At 69.4% G+C, this 23,071-nt stretch carries 18 protein-coding genes and 1 pseudogene; 8 read left to right on the forward strand and 11 right to left on the reverse strand.

Going from position 1 to position 23,071, the window contains the following annotated elements; all coding sequences use genetic code 11:
• Window positions 1–830 precede the first annotated feature (830 nt).
• From ACWCP2_RS33900 to ACWCP2_RS33915, 4 genes and pseudogenes are all read left to right on the forward strand, one after another.
• Window positions 831–1,295 (forward strand): DUF4360 domain-containing protein, encoded by a 465-nt coding sequence (locus ACWCP2_RS33900; protein ID WP_450912405.1) that lies wholly within the window; start codon window positions 831–833, stop codon window positions 1,293–1,295.
• A 1,687-nt stretch (window positions 1,296–2,982) separates the two neighbouring features.
• Window positions 2,983–3,386: pseudogene (locus tag ACWCP2_RS33905) on the forward strand (transposase); the annotation flags it as partial.
• 1,417 nt (window positions 3,387–4,803) lie between these two features.
• Window positions 4,804–5,511: a hypothetical protein gene (locus ACWCP2_RS33910; RefSeq protein WP_450912406.1), complete on the forward strand. Its 708-nt coding sequence runs from the start codon at window positions 4,804–4,806 to the stop codon at window positions 5,509–5,511.
• A gap of 46 nt (window positions 5,512–5,557) precedes the next feature.
• Window positions 5,558–5,977 carry a hypothetical protein gene (locus ACWCP2_RS33915; protein ID WP_450912407.1) on the forward strand — a complete coding sequence of 140 codons (420 nt, stop codon included), beginning with the start codon at window positions 5,558–5,560 and terminating at the stop codon, window positions 5,975–5,977.
• A 137-nt stretch (window positions 5,978–6,114) separates the two neighbouring features.
• Here the strand turns inward: ACWCP2_RS33915 and ACWCP2_RS33920 are convergent, their stop codons facing one another.
• The 10 genes from ACWCP2_RS33920 to ACWCP2_RS33965 form a co-directional block, all read right to left on the reverse strand.
• Entirely contained in the window at window positions 6,115–6,669 is a 555-nt protein-coding gene (locus ACWCP2_RS33920) for a TetR/AcrR family transcriptional regulator (RefSeq protein WP_450912408.1), read from the reverse strand.
• Window positions 6,670–6,753: 84 nt separating this feature from the next.
• On the reverse strand, window positions 6,754–7,491 hold the full coding sequence (locus ACWCP2_RS33925; protein WP_450912435.1) for an SDR family NAD(P)-dependent oxidoreductase: 738 nt from the start codon (window positions 7,489–7,491) through the stop codon (window positions 6,754–6,756).
• Window positions 7,492–7,784: 293 nt separating this feature from the next.
• A complete protein-coding gene (locus tag ACWCP2_RS33930) occupies window positions 7,785–9,110 on the reverse strand; it encodes an MFS transporter (protein WP_450912409.1) in 1,326 nt (441 codons plus the stop codon).
• 5 nt (window positions 9,111–9,115) lie between these two features.
• Window positions 9,116–9,655, reverse strand: a complete 540-nt coding sequence (locus tag ACWCP2_RS33935; RefSeq protein WP_450912410.1) for a carboxymuconolactone decarboxylase family protein — start codon at window positions 9,653–9,655, stop codon at window positions 9,116–9,118.
• A 104-nt stretch (window positions 9,656–9,759) separates the two neighbouring features.
• On the reverse strand, window positions 9,760–10,803 hold the full coding sequence (gene rsgA / locus ACWCP2_RS33940; RefSeq protein WP_450912411.1) for a ribosome small subunit-dependent GTPase A: 1,044 nt from the start codon (window positions 10,801–10,803) through the stop codon (window positions 9,760–9,762).
• Window positions 10,796–11,470 carry a 2OG-Fe(II) oxygenase gene (locus ACWCP2_RS33945; RefSeq protein WP_450912412.1) on the reverse strand — a complete coding sequence of 225 codons (675 nt, stop codon included), beginning with the start codon at window positions 11,468–11,470 and terminating at the stop codon, window positions 10,796–10,798. The genes rsgA and ACWCP2_RS33945 overlap by 8 nt, the downstream gene beginning before the upstream one ends.
• Window positions 11,467–12,756 carry an MFS transporter gene (locus ACWCP2_RS33950; protein WP_450912413.1) on the reverse strand — a complete coding sequence of 430 codons (1,290 nt, stop codon included), beginning with the start codon at window positions 12,754–12,756 and terminating at the stop codon, window positions 11,467–11,469. Before ACWCP2_RS33950 ends, ACWCP2_RS33945 begins: the two co-directional genes overlap by 4 nt.
• 2 nt (window positions 12,757–12,758) lie before the next feature.
• Window positions 12,759–13,883, reverse strand: coding sequence for a JmjC domain-containing protein (locus tag ACWCP2_RS33955; RefSeq protein WP_450912414.1), 1,125 nt, complete (start codon window positions 13,881–13,883; stop codon window positions 12,759–12,761).
• The gene (locus tag ACWCP2_RS33960) at window positions 13,880–15,154 is read right to left on the reverse strand and encodes a cupin domain-containing protein (protein WP_450912415.1); all 1,275 of its coding nucleotides are present in this window, start codon (window positions 15,152–15,154) and stop codon (window positions 13,880–13,882) included. Before ACWCP2_RS33960 ends, ACWCP2_RS33955 begins: the two co-directional genes overlap by 4 nt.
• A 385-nt stretch (window positions 15,155–15,539) precedes the next feature.
• Window positions 15,540–16,622, reverse strand: a complete 1,083-nt coding sequence (locus ACWCP2_RS33965) for a hypothetical protein (RefSeq protein ID WP_450912416.1) — start codon at window positions 16,620–16,622, stop codon at window positions 15,540–15,542.
• A 146-nt stretch (window positions 16,623–16,768) separates the two neighbouring features.
• Between ACWCP2_RS33965 and ACWCP2_RS33970 the strand changes: the two genes are divergently transcribed.
• The 4 genes from ACWCP2_RS33970 to ACWCP2_RS33985 all read left to right on the forward strand — a co-directional run bounded on the left by ACWCP2_RS33970 (window position 16,769) and on the right by ACWCP2_RS33985 (window position 20,924).
• Window positions 16,769–17,044, forward strand: coding sequence for a hypothetical protein (locus ACWCP2_RS33970; protein ID WP_450912417.1), 276 nt, complete (start codon window positions 16,769–16,771; stop codon window positions 17,042–17,044).
• Between the two features lie 319 nt (window positions 17,045–17,363).
• On the forward strand, window positions 17,364–18,524 hold the full coding sequence (locus ACWCP2_RS33975; protein ID WP_450912418.1) for a ParA family protein: 1,161 nt from the start codon (window positions 17,364–17,366) through the stop codon (window positions 18,522–18,524).
• Window positions 18,521–19,804 (forward strand): ParB/RepB/Spo0J family partition protein, encoded by a 1,284-nt coding sequence (locus ACWCP2_RS33980; protein WP_450912419.1) that lies wholly within the window; start codon window positions 18,521–18,523, stop codon window positions 19,802–19,804. Before ACWCP2_RS33975 ends, ACWCP2_RS33980 begins: the two co-directional genes overlap by 4 nt.
• A 274-nt stretch (window positions 19,805–20,078) precedes the next feature.
• Window positions 20,079–20,924, forward strand: coding sequence for a DUF6008 family protein (locus ACWCP2_RS33985; RefSeq protein WP_450912420.1), 846 nt, complete (start codon window positions 20,079–20,081; stop codon window positions 20,922–20,924).
• A 26-nt stretch (window positions 20,925–20,950) separates the two neighbouring features.
• On the opposite strand, the gene ACWCP2_RS33990 is transcribed toward ACWCP2_RS33985, so the two are convergent.
• Window positions 20,951–22,456 carry a hypothetical protein gene (locus ACWCP2_RS33990; protein ID WP_450912436.1) on the reverse strand — a complete coding sequence of 502 codons (1,506 nt, stop codon included), beginning with the start codon at window positions 22,454–22,456 and terminating at the stop codon, window positions 20,951–20,953.
• Between the last annotated feature and the right edge of the window lie 615 nt (window positions 22,457–23,071).

Raw genomic sequence — 23,071 nt, forward strand, 5'->3', positions numbered from 1 at the left:
CCCTCTCGGGCTTTCCTCCGGGCTTTCGTTCTGTTCTGTTCTTGCGTTTCAGACTCTATCAGAGTCTGTCTCGCTTGTTTTCCGCCTTCCAGGTCATTCGCTTTCGCGTTTTCCCTTTCCGGCGATTCCGACTCTATCAGAAGCTTTCCACCGGATTAACCGGCTTCGGATTCCTGAATCGAGAGGGGGGTGTGCCCGCTTGGAATTCAATTCCTGGGGGGCGAGAAAGACTTTAAACCATCGCTGCGCTCGGCGGGGCCGCTTCGCGGCCAGGGCCTCCCCTTCGGGGAGGTGGTCCTGCGCTTCGCTCCGGACTAAGGGCCTCGCTGCGCTCGCCCGGGGCCCTTCGGGCCTGGTTCTCGGCTTCGCTCCGAGCTATAGCCGGGCCTTTGGCCCGGAGGTCCTGCGCTTCGCTCCGGACTGGCTCTGGTTCCGCTGCGCTCCACAAGAGAAGGCTGGCTTCGCATTCCTCCCGGGGGCCGCTTCGCAGGCATGGCCTCCCCCTTCGGGGGAGGTAGTCCTCCGCTTCGCTCCGGACTAACGGCCCCGCTGCGCTCGGCCGGGGCGCCTTCGGCGCCTGGCTCTCCGCTTCGCTCCGAGCTGGGGCCGGCCCTTCGGGCCGGAGTCCTCCGCTGCGCTTCGGACCTGGTTCTGGTTCCGCTTCGCTCCACCAGAATGAGGCCGGCTTCGCCGGCCTTGGAGTTCCCGCGCTCCGCGCGGGAACTGCCCCGTTTCGCGGGGTCCGGGCCTTCGGCCCGTCGGGTGGGTCCGCTGCGCTCCCCCACCCCGGGCCTCGCCTCCAAGACCACGGCCCGCTCCACGGGCCGTGGTTGCAGCAGGATCCCCTCAGCGCTGATCCCTCCATCATTGCGGATGGCAGGATCGTCACCATCGCCTTCGATGCCTTCCGAGCCGAAACCGGATCCAACAGCCCGGGCGCCCTCAGGTCCAGCAACTGCCAGATCAACATCCAGTTCAACAGCGACCTCCTCGACCTCGAACCCCAGGCAGACATCACCACCCGCGGCTCCTCCGTCATCCAGGACGGCATCCAGGGAACCCTCACCACAGGCGCCTTCTTCAACGGCAACAACGGCCAGACCTTTACCGACACCATCAACGGCCCCACCCAGACCAACTACACCAGCACCCACCACGCCAACGGCCCCATCAGCCTCGGCGGCCGAGGAAGCCTCAACATCAACCTCCGAAACAGCATCAACCCCGCCAGCACCGACCCCAACCTGCAGACCATCGACACCATCGACATCAGCCTCCGCGGCCTCCTCGGCTAACAGCCCACGCCCAGACCGCCCCCCCCACCACCCCGACCGGTGGGAGGCACCCCACACACACCGGACTGATTCATTCTTAAGATCAGATAACCTCTGGAAAGACCACTCCACCCCGAAATGATCATGCCAACCTGGTTGTGGTGGACCAGCGAACCTGCGCGGTACCCAACCAACCTGCACACCCCCAAATCGGCCTGACCTGCGGATTTCACCCGACGCTTCATCACGCCGACCATTCCAGCCGACAAGCGGCCCACCACACCGCACTGCGCTGTCCAGCAGAACACATCTCCCGGTAGGCCGACTCCCCCTACGGACGCGCGTCCGCCAGTTCCGCAGCCCTGTTCAGAACGGTCACCAGTGCCCATGCCAGGTCGTCAGGAGTCCAGGCGTCGATCGTCTCGCGCAGGACGCCCGCCTTCTCGTCATCGGCCCTGGGCCGCGGCCTGCCCGACCCGCAGACCGACCTCTGCACCCTGCCCACGAAACTAGGCGCATGATCGAACGCCGCCCCCTTGGCACAGGCCCGCACCCCGCAACTCCCCCCGCACAACCGGTGGCCGGCCGCAGGTCCCGCCTCGCCGCAGAACCCGACGGCCAGCCAGGAACGCCCCCGGAAAGGACCTCTACACGCCGAACTCCCGGGCGGCGCCCCCTCGGGGCAGGAACAGACCCCAACGCTTCCTGAGAGGCACTCAGCGGGTCTCGGTGGCAGTCAGCTTGAGGCGGCCCGGCGGTACTGCCCCCGAACAAATGCGGGCACCGGGCCTCCCCCGCGCACGCCATATCGGCGTGGGCTCCACCCGACCCTAGCCCCGCCCAACGACAGGAGCCGAACGGGCCGCACAGGCCCGTACGTGGGCCAGGCAGGTGGGTTGAGCAGCTGAAGGAGAGCCTTCGCCTGGACCAAACAGGGGACCCGCAGCCGCGCTCCCGGGGGATAGCGGCCAGCGCGTGCTGCGGCGGGGGCGCCGGCGGGGCCGGCACAGCGTGGATCAGCCAGCCATCGTGAAGGGTGTAGAGGTTTCGCGTCGTTCTCATCGCCAACCGGGACCGGTACGGGTACCCCTGCTCCGTCATCCGGGACCCGACCTCCGCGAAACCGATCAGGCGGACATACAGCGGTACAGCCCGCCCAGCATTCAAGAGCGGGTCCGGATCCGCGGACACACACACTGCGATCATCCCAAAACGCAGCCCGGAACCCGCAGCGCGGGAAACACCGGGGCGATGCGTGTTCGACGGGCGCCTACTCACCTGGCCACCCCCGCCCGACCGGCAGCACACATGCGGGCCTGGACGCGGCGTTCACGGCCCGCCTTCGCCCTCGCCCTGGTCTCAGCGGCGGCGTGTCGGCGTAGCACGGTGGCGCAAAACGGGTGACCGAGCAAACCAGGACCTGCGGGGGACCCGGCGGTGGCTCGTGACGGTCTCGGGAAGGGCGCGCCGCAGCGACACACCCGACGAGGAGACTGTCCGCCGAACCGACAGGCTCGGTCGAGGAGACTGGCATACAAGGTGACGCCTGCCGTGGGAACAGGATTGCTCTGCCCCACGCAACGGCGACCTCCTCACCAGAAGGCCCCCACAGCAATCCCTCCGACATCACAGGTGAGATACAGCCAGAGCCGCCACTCACCGCAACCTCCCCACCACAACGCACAGCCCTACATACCCGCCTGGGACGGTTCTGGACTCCGCCCACGTCCGCGCTGAAAAGGGGGCGAACTCACAGGTCCGAGTCCCGTGGACCGGGGCAAGCCGGGTTCCAAGATGCACGTCCTGTCGGACGCGAACGGACTGCCTCTCCTCGTCGGCGTCACCGGGGCCAACACCCACGACAGCCTCGCCCTGAAGCCCATGATCATGGGCCACCAAACGACACACGACCCCCACCGCGGCCGCTACTTCAAGCCTCAGCGCCTTCACGCCGACAAAGCCTACGACGTTCCCCACCCGCGGAAATGGTTACGCGGCAAACGCATCGGCGTCCGTATCGCACGCAAGGGCGTCGAGTCCTCCGAACGGCTCGGACGGCGAAGGTGGGTGATCGAGCGGACGATGTCCTGGCTGACCGGCGACCGACGCCTTGTCGTAGACCTCCTTGCCCGGCCGCCCGCCGTCGTCGAGTTCGGTCCACCTCGACGTCACCTGAAGGAACCCTTGGTGCTGGGCCAGGCTGTTCTCGAGCCCGCGTATGTCCTCGTCCTCGATGTAGCGGCGGAGGTCGGCGAGGAATTGATCGACGTGCGAGGTGTCGTAGCCGGCCGTACCGAGCCCTCCGAGGTCCAGCATCTGCCGGAAGACCGGGTGGAACCGGGAGAGAAGGTGATACCGGGCCCTGGCGGCTCGTGCGTCCGCAGCCGCGCGCCTCGTCGCAAGGTGTCCTGCTGCCGCGCCTGCTCGGCCCGCCGCTCCTCGGCCGTTGTGGTGCTCTGGTTCTGCCTGGTCAATTCGGACAGCTGCCGCTGCAGGGCCGCGATCTGATCCTGCAGAACCTGGACCTGGGCTCCGGGCTTGGCGGCCGCGATGAACGAGCGGATCTGACAGTGGTTCTTGTACGTCGTCGGCTGCGGACCGTGGCCAGGGAGGGCGCTGCCCCCCTGGACCCCCCGCCAGCGCCTGGATGCGCTGGACCATCCCTGGAGGGGCCGCTATGGCGGCGGCCCCTCCAGGCCTCCCCTTCGCCCTCAGTCATGGTCCTGCGCTACGCGCACCCCTCGGGCGCAGGGCGCCCTCAGTGGACCATGCCTACGGAATGGGGGGGTGCTGTAGTCCGTGGTTGCTGAAGGTGGCTCAGGTAGGAGAGTTCCTGAAGGCATGAGGGGGTGGGGGTGTGGTTACTGCCGAGAGTGGTTGAGGCGTCGCGGCTGCGGTGTGTGCGGGTGAGAGGGCATGGAGCTGGGGTTGGTGGGGTGCTCAGGGGTGTTCCTGAGCAGGGGGATTTGGTGGCCTAAAGGTGCAAATGAGTCATTCGCTCGGCCAGTTACGGGTCGGGCTCGACGGGGGCTGAGCTTTCTTTTTTAAGAGACGGCCCGCGTTGCAAGGCTCTGACCTGCGGTTTCTGTGGATCTAGTGAGCCTGGCCGACACACTTGGAGGGGGAAAGTGTTAATCCAGCGGTGACACTTTGACTCAAAACTTGAGCTCAGCGCAAGTTTTGGATGGGGGCCCGGCGGTTGGAGTAGTCGCAGGTCAGGGGAGTTGGGCTAGCGGGAGCGAAGCCACTGAGGGGCAGTGGGTTTTCGGGAATGTGTGCTGCCCGGAGGCGCAGGAATCAACCTCAGCTCATCTTTGGTGATTTTCTCGCACCAAAAGTGAAGCTGAACTCAAGTTTTGCCCCTGTGGTCACCTGCCGGGGCGTGAGAGGGGTGGCGGTCTGTCAAAAGTTGAGCTCAGCGCAAGTTTTGGTGCCGATCGGAGCGGGTGCTGCGACTCGCGGGCGGAACTTAAGCTCAGTTGAAGTTTTGGGCTAGGCTCGCCGTGCCTGAACAGCGAAGGAGGCACGCGTGACACCTAACCCGCCGATGCGACCTCAGCGTCGGCCCGGCCAGATCCCTCAACCTGCCGCAGCACCCGAGGGCGACGACGTCTTCGACGGAATCCTGAGCCTTCTCGCCGACCATCTCGGTCACACTCCCGAGGTTGCTCCTCAAGCGGCCAAACGAGGGCGCGGGCCCAAGGTCAACATCAGCATCGACTACAACGATGCCAAGCCGACGAGTACGCACACGATGGCCGGCAACACCGGCTACAGCCTCACCAGCAACTGGTTCGCTCAGCGCATGGGACAGCTGATCGTCGCCCGGCGCGTCTCCGCATCCCAGATCGCCGTGTTCATGTACGTCGCCGGAGGCCAGAAGAAGGGCACCGGCATCACCTCGTACACCCAGCAGCAGATCACCGACGGTCTGAACGAAGAGGCCGTCAAGATTCCTGACGGCAAGAAGATCACACGCCCGACCGTCAACAAGGCCGTCAAGGCGCTCTGCGACTGGGGATGGTTGGAAAGCGCCGGGTACGGCCGGATCCGGCTCAACGTCACCCTGTGGTTCAACGGGAACAGCGGAGAGCAGAAGGAAGTCCTCCAGGAGATCGCTTTCGACCACGGCAACGATCCCGCGGGCTTCCCGCATAAGATCGGCCCCAGATCCATCCCCGGTCAACAGGAACTCGACTTCGAGGACCTGCGCCACGCCCAGGAGGCGGCAGGGTGATAGGTGACCGGACCCACCCACGATGCGACCAAGGAGAGAAGACCCGATGGCCAAGCCGGTGATGTCCCCACTTGTAACCGAACGCATCTGGGCCCTCCCCATCGGGGCCGCTGCGGTGAAGTTCCTCTCCTACCTGGTCTTCAGGAGCGAGCCGGGAAGCGGCGTGCTGCCGTCCCAGAAGACCATGGCGGTCGAGTACAACGTCAGCCCCTCGGCGATCAGCAACCTGCTCGACCCCTTGTTCGAGCTGAACATCGTCCTGCGTACGCCGAGTGAACGCAGCCGCAGGGCAAACAGCTACTACCTCCACCCGCTGGCCGCGCGATACGAGAGCGCCCAGGCCATGGACGAGGCCTTCAACGAGGCCCTGGTGGCGATGAAGGCCAAACGCCTCGCTCTGCTGAAGCTCCCCGAGTACCAGACCGTGCCCCCCACACAGGGCACCCCCGCGCTGCGGGTCGCTTAGGCGGCATGTGAAAGGCCCCCACCATCGGTGGGGGCCTTTCACGCCTGAACAGCAGAGTGGTCACAGCATACGGCGCGAGTGCACCTCGAGTACAGCGCTCCTGCCCGCCGCCACTCCTCCTGCCCTGGTCTCCGGGTCTACTGGGGCCGCACGCCCGGGTAGCAGCCGTCCCAGACCCGGTGCTGGGCCGGGAACCCCATGGCCGACAGGGTGTTGATCAGTATCCCGTACGCGAGGAAGCTGGCCGTCCTGGTCACGTCCGCCCCGAGCGGTACGTGGACGGTGTCCCACAGCTCCATCCAGGCGGCCCGCACCATCTCACCGAACTCCGGCTCCCCGGCGGCTTCGGCGGCGGCGACGGTCACGTACGTCTGGAGCTGCATCTGCAGCTTCTCGGGCTGCTCGGCGATCAGCTTCATGTACGCCACGCTCATCGCCTCGACCGCCTCCTCACCCTGGAGGTTCCTGGCGGCTTCCTCGAAGACGCGCCGGATGTCCTCCATGCAGCGGGCGGCGGCGGCCAGGAAGATGGCCTGCTTGTTCGGGAAGAGCCGGAAGAGGTAGGGCTGGGACACCCCGACGCGCTTGGCGATCACCTCGGTGGAGGTCCCGTAGTACCCGCCCCGCGCGAACTCGCCCATCGCCGCCAGGATGACGCTCTCGCGCCGCTCTTCCGCACTCATCCTTGCCATGCGTCGAAGTTAGTGCTCGATCACTAATGTGACAAATAGGACCCCGGAACGAGCCGCGCGCCACCGACGTGACGACTGACGGCGTCACAGGTGGGTGCCGCCCGATGCTTCGAGGCGCTGACCGGTGATCCACTGGGAATCGGATGAGGCGAGGAAGGCCACGACGGCGGCCACGTCGGCGGGGTCCGCGATGCGGTCGAAGACGGACATGCCGGCCAGGCGCGCGGCCCCGTCGGGCGTGGTGCGGAGCTTCGCGTTCATGTCGGTCGCGACGAAGCCTGGGGAGACCGTGTTGACGTTGATGCGCCGGGGCCCGAGTTCCTTGGCGAGAGCGAGGGTGAGGGTGTCCATCGCGCCCTTGCTCATGGAGTACACGACAGACTCCGGGTAGGCGACGCGGGTGACGGCGGAGGAGACATTGATGATCCGGCCGCCGTCCCGCATGCGGGTGAGGGCCTGCTGGATGACGAAGAGGAGGGACTTGACGTTGACCGCGAAGATCTTGTCGACGAGCTCCGGAGTGACCTCGTGGATCCGGGCCGAGCCGCTGGCCGCGGCGTTGTTGACGAGGATGTCCAGTTCGGGTCCCATGTCGCGCAGTTCCAGTGCGGTGTCGACGGCGGCGTAGAGGGCTTCGGCGTCGCCGCAGTCCCCGAATTCGGTCTGGACTCCGAAGGCGTTGCCGCCGCGGCTTCGGATGGAGTCCACGACATGTTCCGCGGCAGCCACGTTCCGGGCGTAGTGGACGACGACGAGTGCCCCGTCCGCGGCGAGGCGTTCGGCTATCCCCCGGCCGATGCCGCGGCTGGCCCCGGTGACCAGGGCCGTCTTGCCGGTGAGCGGGCCTGTGACCGTCTCTTTCCTGTGGTGTCCCGAGAGGTCACGATCGGCCGGAAGGCGCCCCGGGCCGTGGGGCGCCTTCCCGGCGGGAGGCTTCGGAGCGATGACAGGAGTGGCAAGGGACTGCGTCAAGGTGAGCACCGTTCTGGACCGGGTCCGGGAGAGCGTGTCGTCAGCGGTGTGACTGATCGTCGGCTGAGCCTACGGATCCGCATCGCCCTTGATCGGGGCGGTACGGAAATTCCCGAATGTCCCGAACCGCGCCTCTTGGGTGGCTACTTGGTGAGGACAAGGGTGGACTTGTCGAGTGCGGGGGCCGACGGGGTGGCGGTGCGCAGGGCGAGGAAGGTGGCGGGCCAGGCGAGGAGGACCGCTGCCAGGACGCCGGCGATGAACCAGCCGGAGGCGCCGTGTTCGCCGAGGTAGGTGGCCAGTGCCGGGGCGACGCCGCCGAGGACGGCCGAGGTGACCGCGTTGGGCAGGCCCATGCCCAGGGCCCGGTTCTCCGCGGGGAAGAGCTCGGCGAGGATGCCCGGGAGGGTGGTGGTGGCGCAGACGAGGTAGACGGTGCCGCTGAGGTAGGCGAACAGCAGGCTCGCGAAGGTGCCGTCGATGGAGAGGAAGCTGTACGGGGCGGTGGCGGCGAACAAGACGGTAGCACTGAGGAGGAAGCGTTTGGGGCCGACCTTGTCGGCGAGCAGGCCGACGGGGACGTTGATGACGATGAGGGTGGCCGTCGCGCAGATGACGACCCCGAACGTGGTGCCGGGGCCGCTCAAACGCTGGCCCATCGCGGGGATCACGGAGGTCCAGGTGCCGCCGACGGTTCCCATGCCCGCGATGAACAGGACGGACATGACCACCTGGCGCCGGTGGGTGACCAGTACCTGGCGCAGTGAGCCGCGGGTGGCCCGGGGGCCGGTCGCGCGCCGGAAGACCTCGGTCTCGGCGAGCTGCCGGCGCAGGACCATCAGGATGATGCCGAAGGCGCCGCCGACGAGGAAGGGGATGCGCCAGCCCCACGAGGCCATGGCGTCGGTGCCGAGGGCGCCGGTCAGGGCTCCGCCGAGCATCGCGGCGGTGAAGGCGCCCGCGGCGGTGGTCAGGGAGAAGAGACTGCCGTAGAGGGACTTGCGCTTGGGCGGGGCGACTTCCATGAGGTAGGCGGCAGCGGCGGGCCATTCGCCGCCGGAGGAGATGCCCTGGGCCACGCGGGCGATGAGCAGGATGAGGGGGGCGAGCAGGCCGGCCTGGCTGTAGGTCGGGGTGATGCCGATGAGGAACGAGCCGGTGGTCATGAGGCTGATGGCGAGCATGAGGGCGGGGCGGCGGCCGCGCCGGTCGGCGAGGCGGCCCAGGAGAATGCCGCCGAGGGGGCGTACGAGTACGCCGATGCCCAGGAGCGTGAACGCGCCGATCAGGGAGGTGACCGGGTTGCTGGAGGGGAAGAAGTGGGGGGCCAGGAGCGGGGCGAAGAGTCCGTAGCCCAGCCAGTCGAAGGACTCGACGAAGTTGCCGACGACGGTGGCGGTGACGGCTCGGCGGTGGGTCTTCCTCGTGCCGGTGGCCTCGGGGGACGGAACTGCGGGGGTGGTCGCCATCCCTCTCACACCGCGCGGGCGTAGCCGTGGGTGGTGATCCGGCGGCCCGCCTCCTCGTAGTAACCGGGCTCGGCCGGCAGGACGGTGGCGAGGCCGCTGACGTAGCGGTTGTACATGCAGAAGGCCGCGGCGATGAGCACGGTGTCGTGGATGTGGTCGTCACCCGCGCCCTCGGCGCGGGCCGCGGCGATCGCCTCGTCGGAGACGGGCGCGGCCTGGGCCTGGACCTCGGCGGCTATCCGCAGCAGGGCGCGCAGCAGCGGGGACAGCTCAGCGGTGTCCACGTCGTGCTGGACGGCCTTGACGAGGTCGGCGCCGCCTTCGAGCTGGGCTGCGGCGGCCGCGCCGTGGGTGTCGGAGCAGAACCGGGTGCGGTTGAGTTCCGAGACGTACGTCGCGATGAGTTCGCGCTCGCCGCGCGGCAGCGGGGACGGGCCCCGCAGGAGGGTGTCGGCGACCGCGTTGAGCGGAGCTGCCGAGTCGGGGCGGTCGGTCATCAGTCCCCTGATACCGGGCAGGTCGCTGACGATCGTGATGTGCGGCACCGGACGCGTCCTTTGCTGGAGGGTGGCTCGCGGGTCGGTGCCATAGTTGGCGCGGGGGCATGCTTACGCCAACTCCTGGCGTGCGCAATGCATTTCGTGCCTGTTCAGCCCCGGCGGCCCCGGCGGGCCTGCTTGCTGACGGCCTTCCACTGGCGGCGGATGTCGGCCATGGCGGAGGGGTCCTCGCGGCGCTCGCGGTAGGCGATCTCGCCCTGGAGCTTGCGCCAGTTGGCGAGGCGGGCGTACGGCAGGTCGCCGGTGCGGACGGCCTCTTCGACGGCGCAGCCGCCGTCGCCTTCGTGGCCGCAGTCTCCGAACTGACACTTCAGCGCAAAGGAGGCGAGGTCCGCGAAGACGTCGTCGACGGACTCGCGGCTCGCGGCGACCTCGAGGGACCGGATGCCGGGGATGTCTAGGAGGACTCCGCCGGACGCCAAGAGGTGCAGGCGGCGGGTGGTTGTGGTGTGGCGGCCGCCTGCGCGGCCGACCTCGGTGACCGCCTCGCGGGTGCCTTCCAGGGCGTTGAGCAGTGAGGTCTTGCCCGCGCCGGAGGGGCCGAGCATGACGGCGGTGGTGCCGGGGCCGAGCCAGGTGCGCAGGGTGTCGAGGCCCTGGCCGGTGAGGACGCTGACGGGGAGTACGGGCACGCCGGGGCTGAGGAGTTCGGCGGCAGCCGCGTCCTCGGCGCCTTCGTCACGGGTCCGGTCGCTCTTGGACAGGACGAGCACCGGCTGGGCTCCGCTCTCCCAGCCCATGACGGAGAGGCGCTCCACCATCTTGGCGTTGAGGCCGCCGTCGAGGGGGACGACCATCAGGACGGTCTCGATGTTGGCGGCCATGACCTGCGGGCCGCTGCCGGCGGCGGCGGCACGGGACAGGACGGCGCGGCGGGCGGCGATGGCGTGGATGCGGCCGTCGGCGCCGAGTCCGACCCAGTCACCGGCGACGGGGGTGGCTGGCAGCTGGGGGGCGGTGGTCGCGCTGTGCTGGACGAGCCGTCCGTCGGCCGCACCCAGCAGGACCTCGCACACGGATCCGTGGTTGACGACCACACGGGCGGGGGCGCCCGGCCCGGTCCAGCGGTCCTCGTCGGCGGCGTTCCAGCCGAGGCGTTCGAGGGCGGCGGGGGCGGTGAGCGTGTCAGTCATGAGTGTTTCCCTCGGTGATGAAGCCGGTCCAGGTCCGGCGCAGCCGGTCGCCGGCGGCGGAGTCGACGCGCTGGACGGCGTGCATGGTGTGGGAGCGGAAGACGACGAGGCGGTTGGGGCGGGGCAGGATCAGCGTGGGGTGGACCTCGCTGTGGACGAGGGCGGCGCCGTCCGCGGCGTCGGGGCGGGACTCCTCGTCGATCAGGGCGAGGCCGCCGCCCCAGCTCGCGTCCCAGCTCTCGTGGGTGAAGTAGACGTACGCGCCCACGCGGCCGGCGCCGGCGTCGTTGTGCCAGCTCAGCCGGGAGCCGGCGGGGTACCCCCAGGCGCTGAAGCTGAGGGCGAGGCTGTCGTCGTCCTCGCGGGCGGCTACGAGGTCCAGGTGGGCGGTGACCTGTTCTTTGACGGCGCGCTGCCAGCGCGGGGTGTCGGGGGCGTCGGCGGTCAGTGGCTGCTTGTCCTCGCCGGCGCGGTAGGCGAAGCCGTCGTAGACCGGGTCGATGGTGGACAGGACGGGCTTCAGGCGCAGGGCGGTGAAGTCGGCGGTGGCGGCGGCGAAGTCGGCCTCGGGCAGCAGGTCGTCGATGACGACGAAGCGGTCGCCGCTCGAGTGGATGTGCGCGGCGGGGCCGGTCGCGGGCGCGTCGAGGACGGTGGCGAGGTTCATGAGGTTGCCTTCCTTCCCCGGCCGGCCAGACGGGCGGCGGGGAGAGCGAGCAGCACGAGGAGGACGGAGACGACGAGGAAGACCGCGTCGTAGTGGGCGGTGAACAGGCCGCCGAGGAGCATGCCGACGGGCACGCCGACGGCGTTGACGAAGTTGTCCACGGAGCCGACGCGGGAGAGATAGCGCTCGGGGATCTCGCTCTGGTAGGCGGTGTCCCAGACGATGCCGCAGGCAGCGGTGGTCAGGGCGCACAGCGCGAACGAGGCGGCGATGACGGCCGTCGGCAGGTGGTCGCGCAGGGCCAGGGTGGTGAACTGCAGGACGGCGCCGAGGGTGACGACGACGGCGGCGGCCTTCCAGGGGTGCTGTTTCGACGCCGAGATCACGGTGAGGGAGCCGAGCAGGGAGCCGAGCGCGAGGCAGGTCGCCAGGACCGACCAGGCGCCGGTGCCGCCGAGGGAGTCGACCGCGATGACGGGGCCCGCGACGGCGGTCAGGCCGATGCCGAGGGAGATGACGAACCACAGGGCCATGCCGAAGCCGAACCACGGGTACCGGGCCATGACCGCGAAGCCGGCGCGGAAGCGCGTGTCCTCGCTCTCGGCGGCTTCGGCGGCTTCGGTGGCATGGGCCCCGGATCCGGCGGTGGCGGTGGCCCGGGCCCGGTCCCGGCGCGCCGGGGTGTGGATGCGCGAGAGCCGCAGCAGCAGGGCGAGGTTGACGGCGAACGAGGCGACGTCGAGCCACAGGACCCAGGCGAATCCGACGGTGCCCATCAGGACGCCGGCCAGGACGGGGCCGAGCAGGAACGCGACGTCGGCGACGAGGGACAGCAGGCCGTTGGCGTCCTGGAGCCGGTCCTCGGGGACGAGTTCGGGTGTCAGGCCGATCTGGGCGGGGTTGTAGAGGGCCGTGCCGACTCCGTAGAGGGCCGCGGACAGGCACAGGTGCCAGCTCTCCACGGGCAGCAGCCCGGCGAACAGCAGGGCCAGGGCGCCCTGGGCGACGATGCGCAGCACGTCGGCGCCCATCATCACCCTGATCCGGTCGTACCGGTCGGCGATGCGGCCGCCGGTGGCGACCATGCAGAACCGGGCGCCCCACAGCGAGAGCAGCACCCAGGTGATGCCCGCGGCGGAGCCGGACACCTGGTACGCGGCGAGGGCGAAGGCGACGGGGACGGCCGCGTCACCGATCTTGGAGACGACGTTCCCCGCGAAGAACGTGGCGAAGCGGCGTTCCCGCAGGATCGCCGTCTTGTCCTTGAGCCGGACAGTGGTGGACACGGTCACCCTTCGCAGATGAGGAAGTCGTTGCGTGCGCCGAAGCGGATCAGGTCGCGCAGGTCGGCGGCGGACAGGTCGCTCTGGGCGGCCAGGTCGTGCCAGGTCAGGGCGGAGCCGCGGGAGAGGATGCCGATCGTGGCTTCCAGACGGCGGTCGAGCCGGATGCGGCGCCCCATGGTGATGACCACGAGGCCGTCGTCGGTGAGGCGGATCTTCGGCGGGAAGCGGCTCGCCCAGCGGATGCGGGTGGATTCGCCGACCTCGCCGGTCAGGGCGGAGCGCAGGGAGGCGCCGGCGCGGCGGTCGGGCCGCATGGCCAGGCGGGTGGCGAGCCATTCGAGGTCCGGCTCGGGGGCGCTGGTGCCGAGGAGGTCGTGGGCCGCGAGGGCCTCCTCGCGCAGATCGGCGAAGGGTTCGTAGCCGATGGTGAGGTGGACGGTGAGTTCACCGGTGCCGCTGACGCAGTGGGCGGTGGCCCGCGGCACGGACAGGCACATGCCGGGCTCCAGGGTCCGGTCCAGGCTGCCGGGGGCCAGGTCGCGGGAGCGGGCTCCGATGCGGGTGTCGACCTGCCAGTGCTTGCGGCCGAGCAACTGCAGGATCAGCGCGTCATGGTCGTCCGAGTGGACGTCGAAGGCGGAGGCGTCGCCCGCGGTGATGTAGCAGTTGACCCAGGCGCGTGCGTGCAGCTGGTACTCGACGGCCTCGCACAGCAGCATCACGCGCTCGTCGAGGGCCTCGATGTGGCTGATGACCAGGGTGGCGCCGCGCTCGATCGCGCTGTGCAGGTAGGCGGGGACCAGGGTGGTGTGCAGGACCTCGCCGTCGCCGACGCGCGAGCGCATCCAGCGGCTGCGGTCGACCTGGCGGCCCGACTCGACGAGGCGGAAGTTGGTGGCCAGTGCGCCGGGGCGGGCCAGGGCGGACCAGACGCCGGCGAGCAGGGTGTCGGAGGCCTCGGAGGCCTCGGAGCTGCCTGGGGAGCTGCCTGGGGATCCGGCGGGGAACCCGGCGGCCGTGCGGGAGCCCTCGTAGAGGCGTACGCCGGATGCCGGAGGGAGCGCTCCCGGCTCGCCGAGGGCGCTGAGCAGCTGCTGGGCGTACGCGTAGGCGTCGAAGGCGCTCATGCCGGCGTCACCGCCCCGAGGGCGTGGAGTCCGCGGGCCAGCGCGGCGCGGGCGGCGTCGTCCAGGCCGTCCGGGAGCAGCTGGGCGAGACCGGCGAAGGTGAACGGCCGCGCGGAGCGGGTCGCCAGCTCCAGCGCGGCGAAGTCGAGGCCGTCGGGGACGGGCAGGAAGCGGCCGCGTACGACGAGGGCGGCGCCCGCGGCGGTGTGCGCGGCGGCGAGGACCCCCGGCTGGGCCCAGCGCAGCAGGGCGCCGTCTTCGGGACTCTCGCGGGGCAGGGAGGCGCGGTGCGGGCGGCTGAGGTAGCCGGTGGTGCGCAGCCGCAGCTGGGCCAGGGCGAGTTCGGCGGCTATCCGCTCGGCGAGCGGGAGGGTGTCCGCGGAGCCGGCCGTGTCCGCGAACAGGGCGTGGGCCCGATCGGCGACCTGCTGGGCGGTGGGGTAATCGGCGAGGGCGGGCGCGTCGGACGCGGGGGCGGAGCGCCACAGGGCCTCGGTGACGATCGAGCGGCTCTTCACCGGATAGAGGGTGAGGCCGAGGAAGGCGGAGGGACCGAGATTGCGGAACACGTGGTACGTGTCTTTCGGTATGCAAATGAAATCGCCGGGCTGGAGCAAGAAACGCTCCGCCGAACCGAGGTGCTCCTCGATGTCGAAGGTGATGCGACCGAAGGACGGGCTAGGGGTGATCCCGGAGGCGTCGAAGGGATTCTCCTGCCAGACCCACACCTCCTTGGGCGAGGGGCCGAGATGGAAGATGAGCGACGGCTCCGAATCCTTGTGTATTCCGAACGGCGTCCAGCCCGAGTCGGCCACGAAGGTGTACACATCCGTGCCGGAGGGGAGTTCGTGAATTCCCTCGGCAACGATTTCCCGTACGAGTGCGGCGACCCATTCGGCGAGCGGGAGACTCCAGGAGGAGATGTCATTGACGGCCAGGCAGGCCTCGCGGCTGCCGGCGGTGCGGGCGAGCCATTCGACGGCGCACTCCCCCGGTGCCACGGGCGAGTCCAGGAACCGCTTCGTCAGCCTGTAGTCGAACGCGCCGGGCCGCAGGGCCCGCAGTCGCAGCTCGCCCGGCGCGGTACGGGTGGCGGTGCGCAGGCTGTCGTCGATGAGCCGGCTGACATGGCCGGGATCCGTGACGAGGGACGCCGCGAAGAACGTGGCGCCGAAGTCCGGGGCCTCGGCGGCCGCGAACGCCTTCCACTTCTGTGCGTCGATGGTCGTCCGGGCGATCTGGCTGGTCTGGCCGGTCTGGCTGGTCGTCATCAAAACTCACCGCTATCCAGGAAATCAGGGTAGATATGCCGACGCGGCCGGTGTCTTGTCAGACGACCGGCCGCGTGACGCAGGGGGCCTCAGTGGCCGACGTCCTGGCGCGGCCCGAATTCGGCCTCGAAGTCGAAGTTGTCGTCCTCGAGGATCTCCATGACCAGGTTCTTCTCGTTCTCCATGTGACCATTCCTTTATGAGGTGGTGTACTGAAAGTCATTCAGCAGGGTTTTTACCGAAGGGGGCTTCAGTAAGACCGTCGAGCGGCTCTTGGCTGCTTTCCGGTTCGTTCTGAGAATGAGCTTGTCATGCCCGCCGGGACGTTGTCATGCTTTTCGTTTGGCATGGGATTCGCCTGGCAGTTTCGTGTCACGCGGGACGCTCACAGCAGACCGCGCTGGGCGGCCTGCAGGCCGAGCTGGAAGCGGCTGTGCGCGCCGAAGCGCGCCGACAGGCCGGAGATCATGCGCCGTTCGCTGCGCAGGGAGATCCCGAGCTTGCGGGCGACGGCCTCGTCGGTCAGGCCGTCCGCCAGGAAGCGCAGCAGGGCGCGCTCCTGCGCCGAGTAGTCCGCGTCCGTGGCACCCGTGACACCCGTGGCACCCGTGGCACCGGCCGCCTCCGTGGCCAGTGGCGTGCCCTCGTTCCACAGGTGGGAGAACAGCGCGCCCAGGCCCGCCAAGGCGCCCGGCTCGCGGATGACGACCGCACCCTGTCCGTCCTCGTGCGGGGCCGTCGGCAGGACGGCGCACTCCCCGTCGGCGATGCGCAGGTGCATCGGCAGCGAGGGAACGGTGCGGATCTCGGCGCCCGCCCGTGTCAGCCTGCGCATCGCGCGGCGCCGCTCGGGGGAACCGGCCGTACTGTCCAGGTGGAGCACCCGGACACGCAGACCGTGGAAGAGCCTGTCCTCATAAAGGGAGACGTCGAGATCCCACGGGGTGCTGTCGCCGGCGCCGGTGGGGGCGAACACGCTGATGTCGGTGGCGGCGTGGAGGGTGAGGTCCTCCAGGCGGCGGCGTACCGCGTCGGCTCCGGTGAACCGTTCCACCGCGCCGGTGGTGCTCTCGCGGCCGAGGGCGGCGTAGTCGGCGAGCAGGTCAGCGACCGCCGCGCGTCCGGCGTCCACTTCGAGCTGGGTGCGCCGCAGATCCTCCTCCCGCCGTGCCAGGAGCGCCGCCAGGCCGGCCTGGGGCGGGACCAGGCGGAGGGTGTCGGCGGCAGGGGCGCGGTACGTGGCGTTCAGGTCGTTCAGGTCGTCGGCGTGGTGCACGTGGTCGGCGGCGTCGTTCGATACGGACGAGCGCAGCAGCGCGAGGTCCGCGAGCCGGTCCAGCGAAGTCAGTACGGCGGCCCTGCTCTCCCCCAGCGCTCCGGTGAGGTCGTCGATCCCCCAGGAGGGATGCTCCAGCATGAGTCGGTAGACGGACTCCGTCCCCGTGTCGAGTCCCAGTACCCGCAGCATCAGTGTTCCCCCGAAGTCGTCTGGAGTGGTCGGGTGGTCGTGGCGCCGGCAGCGGCGCCGGTCCGCGGGGTCATATCCGTGCCACGGCACGGATATGACCCCGCTCCCCCTGTGGATCGGCGGTCCGCTTCCGGCATAGTCGGTGCGTGCACCTCGTCGAGTTCGCCCTCACCAAGCCGCAGAGCGCCCCGGCGGTATCCGCCGACGCGCTGCTGCACGCGCTGTGGGAGGTGTGCGAGCCCGGTGACGGCCTGGAGCATCTGCGGGTGCACACCGCCCGCTCCGGCGCGCGGGGTGTGGCCTTCCTGATCGCACCCGACGCGGCGAGCGCGCTCGCGCACTGCCGAGGTCTGTGCCGGCGGGCACTTGAACGCTCCGCCGAGCTGCCCGGATGGGAGCTGGCGCGCCCCGCACAACCCTGAGGCCTTCTCGAAGGTGCCCGCAGGGTTCCGGCCAGCTGCCCAAGTCTCGCCGTCTGACGAAGTGTCTCTTGCCACCGCTTCATTCTTGGGATAGGCCGGGTACGACGCTTCTTCTGACGTGCTGAGCTCTGCCCCTCGTGCGGTTGAACCGTACGGCCACCGGTCGCCGCCGGGGCGGGGGTTGTTTACGCCGTAAAACCGGAGCGGGCCCGGGCGGCCGTGCGGGAGGCGTGATTTTTACGCCGTAAAAACTGGAACGGGTCCCCGAAACACCCGCGCGGGGGCGTACATGAGCCATCGAAGTTAGTAAGGTTGCTTCATGTCGTCTACAGAACCCCAATCTGACCGTAAGAAGGTTGTCTCCAAGCTGCCTGGAGCGCTGCGTACGGACCTGAAGGTCCGGGCCGCAGAGCTCATGATCGACATCCAGGACGCCGTGGCCGAGGCCATCACCGACTGGGCCGCGGTCGACGGGACGCTCCCTCATGTCGGGACGGCGGGGGCCGATTCGTTCGCCACGTGGCTGCCGGAGGAGTTGTACGCCAGTTTCAAGCGGGACTGCGTACGGCTGGGGATCCCCTATGTACAGGGGCTCAGCCAGGCGGTGCGGCTGTGGCTGGAGACGCACCCCTCGCCGCGGAAGCGTCCTGCCACCGGCATTCCGCAGCGCAAGATCGTCTGCAACCAGAAGGGCGGGGTCGGCAAGACCACCATCTCCGCCGGGATCGGGCAGGCGCTGGCCGAGGACACCGACCTCGGGGGGCTGGGGCTGCGGGTGCTGCTCGTGGACTACGACCCGCAGGGCCACCTCACCAAGCAGCTGGGCCTGGCCCAGCTGCCGCACGACGGGGACAGCCTGGCGAAGTTCATGTCGGGTCAGGCACGCGGTGACATCCGGGACCTGGTGGCGACCGTCGACGAGCCGCGCTTCGGCAAGCGGCTCGACGTCCTGCCCGCGTGCGCCGACGCCTTCCTCCTCGACGTCATGATCGTTCAGGCCCGGAACCGGCAGGCGACGCTGGAGCGCGCGCTGGAACCGCTGGAGCCGCACTACGACGCGATCATCATCGACTGCCCACCCAGCCTCGGCATGGCGATGGACGCGGCGATCTACTACGGGCGCCGGCGCGACGGCGAGGCGGCGCGGGTGTCGGGGGCGGTCATCACGGTGCTCGCCGAGGATTCGTCCGCGGACGCGTACACGATGCTCATCGAGCAGATCGAGTCCGGCAAGACGGACTGGCGGGTCGAGGTGGACTACCTCGGGCTCGTCGTCAACGCCTACGACTCGCGCGACGGTTACGTCGTGACCTCCTCGCTCCAGTCGTGGCGGGAGCTCAGCGATCCGCCCGTCGTCGGTGTCATTCCCCGGCTGAAGGAACAGCGGGAGGCCGCCAGGGCGCGTCGGCCGCTGCTCGCCTACGCCCCGCACTCCGAGCAGGCAGACATCATGCGCAACATCGCCAGGGAGATCTCGTGACCGCCGCCCGTGACCGTGTGGGGCCCTCGGCGGCGTTCAGCCAGGCCGCCTCGCCGCGCAGCATCCGCGGCCACCTGATCGACAGCCTGGTCGGGTCCGCCCCGACGGAGATCCCGCTGGGCCGGATCACCCACAACCCCGGCAACCCGCGCGAGGTCCTCGACGAGGGGTACATCGCGGCGCTCGGCGCCAACATGGGTCAGGTCGGGCAGATCCAGCCGGCGACGGTGATGACCCGGCTGGCCTTCCTCGTCTCGCACCCCGAGCACCAGGACGAGGTGCCCGCGGAGGCGGAGTACGTGGTGCTGGACGGGCATTGCCGGCTGGCGGCCGCGCGCTCGGCGGGGCTGCCCACGCTGAAGATCACGGTGGACGACTCCGCGGCCGGCACGCCCGAGGACGTGCTGGCGGCGGCGCTCAGTGCGAACCACTTCCGCAAGGACCTCACGTACATCGAGGAGGCCCGGGCCCTGGAGGCGCTGATCGCACACCACGGCAGCGCGGCGGCGGTCGCCGAACTGCTGGGCGGGAGGCTGAACGCGGGGTGGATCTCGCAGCGCCGTGCGTTGCTGGCGCTGCCGCAGGACGTGCAGGACCGGGTCGACGCGGGGGAGATCCCGCTGGAGATCGCGCGGAGCGCGGGGCGCAAGGACCCGGAGGAGCAGCGGGCCTTCATCGAGGCCAGGCTCAGCGAGCGGCACGCCGGGCAGGCCGGGAAGACCAAGGCCAAGCGGGGGCGGGCGGCCGCGGCGGACCGGCGGGCGGAGGCCTCCGGCGGGGGCGAGTTTTACGGCGTAAACAACCGGGGCGCCGAGGGCGGCGGGCCGGGCGAGTTTTACGGCGTAAACAACCAGGGCGCCGAGGGCGGCGGACCGGGCGAGTTTTACGGCGTAAACAACCAGGGCGCCGAGGGCGGCGGACCGGAGGAGTTTTACGGCGTAAACAACCAGGCTGCCGAGGGCGGCGGACCGGGCGAGTTTTACGGCGTAAACAACCAGGGGGAGGCCGGGGTCTCCGGCGGGGGCGAGTTTTACGGCGTAAACAACGGCGACGGTGCGGGGCAGGGGGTTCCCGAGCCGCGTGACGCGGTGGGCGGGGACGACCCGGAGGACGAGGCGGCTCCCGGCGCGGGCTGGGTGCACGTGCGCAAGCTCAACCGGATGCCGTGGACGGACGGGCACAAGGTCGCGGACCTCGTGCTGGCCAAGATGGACGAGGAGCAGCGGGAGGTCCTCATGCAGCGCATCATCGAGGCCCGGACGGGGTCCCGGCCCGAGTAGCGGCGATCGGAGACGGTCAGTCATGTGGGGCCCATCGCAGAACATGCGGTGGGCCCCACGTGTGTACGGAGTCGGCGGACTTGCCCAAGTCGTAGCGAGCGTGCGCCCGCGGCCTGCGCGGGAGCCGAAATAGCACTTTGGAAGAAGTCGGACGGTGCTCCGGCTCCTTAGCGTGTTGCTCGCGCGCGGTGGGTGGGCCGTCCCTGACGGGGGAGAGGGGCCCAGCCCGTGCGGCGGTCCGTCCGGTCCCGGTCGTCACTCTGAAGGAGCATTAATGAACCACCCTCCCGGTATGCCAGGTATGCCAGGAATGGGGGGCATGGCCTCCTCTGTGGACACTGCGGGAGCGGTTCTCTTCATCCTCTGGGCCGTCGCGATGTGGGCGGCCGTGGCCGTCCTCGCGTACGCGAACCGCAGTACGGTGAAGCCCTGGCTGTACAAGACCTCGGTCGGGCTGATCGGCCTCGGGGTCGTCGGCCAGCTGGGCCACTTCCAGGAGCACGTCTCACAGGCCGGCTACTGGATCACCCACCCGATGTCCCCGGCGTGGATGACCCCGTGGGCCAACAGCCTGTCCCGTGGCATGGGCCAGATCGACACGACCAAGCCCTCCCTGGGCATGGAGATCCTGCACCTCACCGGAAACTTCATCTTCCTCGCCGGCCTCGTCGGCATCGTGCTGATCACCAAGCGGGCCGCCGGCAACCTGCAGTCCCGCAAGTGGGCCAAGATGGGCGTCTGGATGCAGGGCATCCACGGCATCGAGCACGTCGTCCTGACTCTGTCCGTCGCGCTGGGTGCGAGCCGCGCGATCGGCCTGTCGACCTGGTTCGGCACGATCCCGCCGGGACCTGCGCTGACCACGTACCGCGTGTGGTGGCACTTCGTCGCCAACCTGATCGGAACCGGCATCCTGGCGTTGTCGCTGTACCACCTGTGGCGCGAGAAGCGTGCGGTCAAGGCCAGCTTCGAACAGCCGACGCAGGGCGAGAGCGCCGAGGAGACGGCCGGCCCTAAGGGCGATGCGCACGGTGCGACGTGCCCCACGTGCAACGCCTCTCCCGCTTCCGTACCGTCCGCCGCCGCCAACGATCTGGTCGGGGCAGGACAGGGCACCTAGGGTCCGGGTCCCGGGGCCGGACGGTTTCAGCCGGTGCCCGCCCACAGGGGGGCTCTGGCCGAAACCGTCGCAGGGAGCGGTTCGTGTTCCGGCGGGGAACCCGTACGGCATCGCCAGCACATGCCGCCCGCCGTGGGACGTCCGCAGCGCACCCCACCCCGGCCGGGGCAGCACTCGGCCGAAGCGGTCGCGGTATGAGGCGTGGAGCACTGGGCGCACTCCCCGGACTGACCGGGGCGCAAAAGCCGTTCGCAGGTCGGGCAGCAGGACCGGAGCGGAGGTGGGGACGTGGGCTGCCGGAGGACGGCGCCGGTGGCTGGGCTCGTGATCCTGCGGGCGGCACGGAACTCCGTGCAGGCGCGGCAGTGCTCGCCGGTCGACCAGAGCACACCGGTCTCGCAGTCGGGGTTCGCGCAGCCCCACCGGGGCAGCGCCACGCCGAGCAGCCAGCGGCCCGGGTCACGGATTTCGTCAAGGAAGGTGCTGGCGAGGCGCTGAGTGACACGGGCCCGCAGCCGTTCCACGCTCGCGCCCTCGTCGAGCCGTCGGCCGATTTCGCGCCCGATGCGCCTCAGCACGTATCGGTTGGCGCTCCCGAGCAGCATGCGGACGGGTTCCAGTACGGCGTCGACCCTGGGGCTGAACGTCAGTGGGGGCCGGCTGTCGGGAGAACGGGGCACCGTGCCCGTGCCGCTGCCGCGCACTGAGGTGGGGGGAGAAGAAGTCCTTCGGCCCGCGCGCAGCGCGACACCGCCCTGGCGCACCAGGGGCCGGGTGCGATCGAGCGCGTGACCGGCTTCCTTTTCTACGGTCAGGTCGCCTACGGCGGGTTGGACGAGCTCGCGCTCGTCATCGGGTCGGTCAGTCATGGGGTCTTCCTCATACGCGAGCGATCCAGCATGAACATCAGGACCCGATCCGTCACCAACCGGAGTGGTGGGAGGGGCGGTCGGCGGCTCCTCCAGAGGGGGGGAGGCGCTGTTGTGGACGAGGAAGAGGTGCCGGCCCCTTACTCCGGCCCGGCGGTCCACTGTGATCCAGCCGGCCGCGGCCAGCCTGGCGACGATCTCCCCGGCGGCCTTCACGGTGATCGGCTGGCCGGCACGGGCACCGGAGTGGTGGCGCAGCAGGTGGGCCAGATCGCTCACGGACAGTGGGATCCGCTGGACGACCGAGTAGGCGATCACGGCGTAGGCCCGCAGCAGCCGGGGGGAGAGGACCTCGCTGGCGTGCACCGGCAGCCAGATGAACCGCTCGGTGGCGTTCATGGGGCGGACCCGGCGCAGGGCGGTGGTACCGCGGCCTCCGGGCAGTGAGCGGCGCTGGTTTTCGGGCAGTTCGACGATGCCGTCGGGAACGACGGACCGGAGCCGGGCCACCGCGCGCTCGACCGTCGACGGGGACAGGTGCAGGTAGGAGGCGATCGTCGCGATGCCGGCCGTACAGCCTTCGGGCCGCTGCCCGAGCGCCTTGATCTTCACGTAGACACTGAGGTCCGCGTCGGAGTAGCACGCGGACTCGACGATGCGCATGGGCACTTTGACGCGCCTTCGGAAGCGCGGCGCCAAGTCCCTTTGGTCCGTTCTGAGTTGGGACGATCCGGTCGGGATGCTGTTCGGCAAGCAGTTTTCCGGCCAACAATTTTCATGAGAACACTGGAAAAGCCCTGAGATGTGGTCCATGATACGTAGGTCTCCGTGCATTGGTGATCTAGCTTTCTCCGTGCATTGGTGATCGAGCAGTGCGCTGGTGATCAAGGTCTCCGTGCATTGGTGATGTAGCAGTGCGCTGGTGATCAAGGTCTCCGCGCATTGGTGATCGAGCAGTGCGCTGGTGATCAAGGTCTTGGCGATCAAGGTCTCCGTGCATTGGTGATCGAGCCGTACATGGGTGGTCGAGGTCTTGGCGATCTAGGTCCCCGTGCGCTGGTGATGCAGTCGTAGGTCTCTGTGCCCTGGGTGCAGGGAGGGTTGGGTCCGTGCTGGTCGCGCGGGTGTTTGGTTGGTCAGAACCTGTAGTGATGCGTTCCGGGGTGGTACCCGCAACGTGTGTTCGCCCGCTGAGTTGGTAGCTCGACGGGTGATGTCGTGGACGTCGTGACCCCGGTGGTGGTACACCGGGTTCGGCGACGAGGCCTGTGGAGCCTC

This window comes from Streptomyces sp. NPDC002104 (assembly GCF_053593795.1).